Origin of the sequence: Pseudomonas sp. GM84 (assembly GCF_000282535.1) — a bacterium.
GTDB lineage: Bacteria > Pseudomonadota > Gammaproteobacteria > Pseudomonadales > Pseudomonadaceae > Aquipseudomonas.
Genome location: NZ_AKJC01000304.1, coordinates 1 through 1,536, shown reverse-complemented (window position 1 = coordinate 1,536; position 1,536 = coordinate 1). Strand labels below are relative to the sequence as shown.

General features: G+C 66.1%; 3 protein-coding genes. All 3 read right to left on the bottom strand.

Features of this window, described 5'->3' with window-relative positions; translation table 11 throughout:
• Positions 1 to 37: 37 nt before the first annotated feature.
• Positions 38 to 436, bottom strand: a complete 399-nt coding sequence (gene rbsD / locus PMI38_RS21210) for a D-ribose pyranase (RefSeq protein WP_008098632.1) — start codon at positions 434 to 436, stop codon at positions 38 to 40.
• Positions 433 to 1,341, bottom strand: coding sequence for a ribokinase (gene rbsK / locus PMI38_RS21205; protein WP_008098630.1), 909 nt, complete (start codon positions 1,339 to 1,341; stop codon positions 433 to 435). The genes rbsD and rbsK overlap by 4 nt, the downstream gene beginning before the upstream one ends.
• 9 nt (positions 1,342 to 1,350) lie before the next feature.
• A partial coding sequence (locus tag PMI38_RS21200) for a substrate-binding domain-containing protein (RefSeq protein WP_008098628.1) occupies positions 1,351 to 1,536 on the bottom strand: 186 nt, incomplete at its 5' end.

Here is a 1,536-nt window from a genome sequence, read left to right as displayed (position 1 = left end):
GCCGGCTTGCCGGCGAACGAGGGCGCAGCCCTCGCCTCTAGAAGGTAACGCCGGAGATCAGGGCAATATTGCTATAGGGCTGGCACTCGCCGGTACGCACCACGGCACGGGCACTGCGCGACAGCACCTTGAAATCGTCATGGCTCAGCCACTCGCGCTTGCCCAGCTTGCCTTTCAAGCGCTCGATCTCGACCAACGCCGGCGGCACCACCTTCTGCATCTCCTCGGCCAGGACATGCCGCTCCACCTGCAGCTCGCTGAGCACCGCCCGCAACACACTGGCAAAATCCGGAACCCCCGGCGTCAACGCCAGGTCGATCAACTCGACGCCCGGCGGCACCGGCAGCCCGGCATCACCGATTACCAGGATGTCGCCGTGGCCCATGCCGGCAATGGTGCGCGACAAGGCCACATTGAGCAGCGCGGTCTTTTTCATGGGGTGAGCTCCGCCAGGTAAGGAATCGACGGCTGCGCCCCGGCGCGGGTGACGGACAATGCAGCAGCGCGTTGGCCGAACGCGATCGCCTCGCCCTCCTCCTTGCCCTGCACCAACGCCGCAGCAAAGCCACCGACGAACGTATCGCCCGCTGCCGTGGTATCCAGCGGCTTGACCTGCGGCGCCGGGAAATGCCGGCTGCCATCTTGACTGACAAACAGTGCACCCTGCGCGCCCAAGGTGACGATCACCTTGCCAGCGCCCAATTGCAGCAGGCACTCAGCAGCACGACGCGCGCTGTCCAGGTCGTCGACCGACTGGCCCGTCAACGCCTCGGCCTCGTGTTCATTGGGGATCAGGTAATCGATGTTGGCGAACCACTCGGCCGGCAGCGGGCCGGTGGCCGGCGCCGGGTTGAGGATCACTCGCTTGCCCAGCGCGCGCGCCCTGGCCAGGGTCCAGCCTACCGTGGCGGCAGGCACTTCGAGCTGGCAGACGATCACCTCGGCGGCCTGCAGCAGGCCATCGAAGCGCTGCACGGTTTCAGGTGTCAGCAGACCATTGCCACCGGCAATGATGACGATGCAGTTCTGACTGCTGGCATCCACCGTTATCAGCGCCATACCACTGGACACCCCCTGGCACACGCCGACTGCCTGACAATCGATGCCCTCCACTTCCAGTGCCTTGCGCAGCTGCTCGCCATAGGCGTCATCGCCGACGTTGCCGACCATCGCCACACTGCCGCCCAACCGCGCCACCGCCACTGCCTGGTTGGCCCCCTTGCCGCCAGGCACGGTGGAGAAGCTTTCGCCCGCCAATGTTTCACCTGCCCGTGGCAAGCGCTCGGCGCGTGCCACCAGGTCCATGTTGAGGCTACCGACCACCAGCACTTTGGCACTCATGACGATTCCTTAACGGTAATCATTGAACAAGTCCGGGCGCGGCCCGGTGGATTCGCGCAGTACGATGCGCGGGGCGACGATGCGTTGCTCGGCTGCCTCCCGGCGCGGCGTGGCGATGCGCGACAGCAGCAGCGCCGCGGCGTTCTCGCCCAATTCGCGGATCGACTGGCCCACCGTGGTCAGCGGCGGGTAGAC

What these genes read in the sequence shown, in the direction of transcription:
- rbsD (WP_008098632.1), bottom strand. Translation starts at nt 436, where the DNA reads ATGAAAAAGACCGCGCTGCTCAATGTGGCCTTGTCGCGCACCATTGCC.
- rbsK (WP_008098630.1), bottom strand. Translation starts at nt 1,341, where the DNA reads ATGAGTGCCAAAGTGCTGGTGGTCGGTAGCCTCAACATGGACCTGGTG.